2 pseudogenes are annotated in these 1938 nt (G+C 40.7%); both read right to left on the bottom strand.

Going from position 1 to position 1938, the window contains the following annotated elements:
* Positions 1-1246, bottom strand: a pseudogene (locus tag HMPREF9074_RS12265) (hypothetical protein); the annotation flags it as partial.
* Positions 1247-1270: 24 nt separating this feature from the next.
* Positions 1271-1938: pseudogene (locus HMPREF9074_RS00675) on the bottom strand (hypothetical protein); the annotation flags it as partial.

Below are 1938 nucleotides of genomic sequence, written 5' to 3'. Positions count from 1 at the left end.
ACTTCTTGATAAAAGGATAATCCTTTCCTGCTTTGCGCAAATAATAAGTATATTGGTCTATCTCGTTTTTCTTTATAAACACTTGTGCCTCAAGCATATCCTTAGGCCATACTAACACATTGCGCACCTTGCCTAGGCTAGAAGTAAAGTAATCCATAATACCTCCAAAATGAGGGGTACCATTTATTAGCACAACGTTCCATTCACTTCGTTCAGTAATATCATCTAAGGTAAGTCTTAGGTTGTAAATACCATTTTGGTAAGTAGTAGAGGGCACTTCAGCAGTAATTACCTTTTGTTTTTGGTCAAGCTGCTTGATAGTAAGGTTTATTTCGGCTTGTGTTTCTTTATTGATTAACACTGCTCTTACAAGGCTCTTATCAGAAGGTAGGTATCCTGTTTTGATGTGTACTACATCTACTCCTGCATTATCAGTTACCTTAAACTCTTTAATCGATATAGAGGTAGGTTTTTTAAATGCTACTGATACAACATACACTCTTTTATGATAACCATTTTTAGCCGTAACTGTATAGGTTACAGGGTTTGTAAAGTCTGTAGGCACTTCTAACGCTGGATTGATAGTCGCTCCTGCTGGAAATTCTGCACAATAAGGTTCTAAGTTCTTTATATTCGTACCCGTAGGCACTGTTATAACAGCCGTTATTATATCACTATCCGAACTATAAGTAGGAACATAGTTTGTATGAAAAGCTCCGTCTTCACTCTTCAAAGCCATAGGGCCTATCTCTGCCTTCGTATCTTTATAGTGACTAACAACTACCTTATACTGCCTCTTGCTGCCATCTTTTGCTGTAACCGTATAGGTAACGTGGTTTTGAAAGTTTATTGATGTTTGCAATGCCGGACTAATAGAGGCTCCCACAAAATCTATGAGCGGGGTAAGCTGTAGAGGGGCATCGTCAGGCAATATTGCCACTATGGTTTCGCTGTATACAGTAGCCGTATAGGCAGTGTTATCAGCAGCTACTACAGCAAAACTGAGTATTTCTTTACGCGATGCCTCACTATCTGTTTGGGTAGTGTCAGTTTGAGTGGTTGCCGTCTGGGTAGTGCTAGTTTGAGTAGTACTCGTTTGGGTAGTAGCGGTCTGCGTAGTGGCTGTAAGCGTGCCTGTTTGGGTAGTAGTTGTTTGGGTACTACCTCCTGTCTCTTCTTGCGGCTCATCTTTAGTACAAGCCCAAAACACAAATATTGCTGCTAATAAAAAAAGTAATCTGTTCATAATATTATTTTAGTATTTTCCTTATTATTCTAATTTTCTAACTGAAAAGACGACTATTTCAGTAGGACTTTTCTCTGTAACTATCCACACTGTTCTGTCCAAATCAACATCAATAGCGATAGGCGACACCGATTCTACAGGAAAATCCTTTATCAGGTTGCCCTTATCGTTATACAAATAGGCTTTTTGGGTAGAAAGGTCGTTTACGCTTACGTAGTTTGTTCCTCCTATTCTAAACAGACGCGGACGCTCGTATTTACCATTGAGCAGCTCTATTTTCTTAGTTCCAACAGTAAGTATATTACCCGATAGGGCATAGAGCAGGTACTTATTCCCGCCCCAATAGAAAGGGGCTTCAAGGTTCTTTTTCTCTTTTCTGATACCGCCCTTTTCATCTATAAATACGGCATAGCCCTCATTGGTGGTAAACATAAAAAGTCCGTTCCATACAGCAGGTGGGTTGTCAGAAAAAGTGTAGCGGTCGCGTACCGTGATGCGGTTCTCGCCATTGCGGTGCAGTATATTGAAAATACCGTTATCGGCGGCATAGATTAGATAATCGCGATCAGCAATCCGAAAGTGCTTAGGCGTGTAGAGGGGCTTGCCATTAGTGCGCTGAAAAAAGCCCTTTACCACTTGCCCTTTGCGGTCTAACAGGTGCAGTGTCTGATTTTCAGCAAACAGAAAACGAT

Origin of the sequence: Capnocytophaga sp. oral taxon 329 str. F0087 (assembly GCF_000213295.2) — a bacterium.
In the GTDB taxonomy this organism is placed as follows: domain Bacteria; phylum Bacteroidota; class Bacteroidia; order Flavobacteriales; family Flavobacteriaceae; genus Capnocytophaga; species Capnocytophaga leadbetteri_A.
Note: the sequence above shows the minus strand (reverse complement) of the source record. Positions and strands in the feature narration are given on the sequence as shown.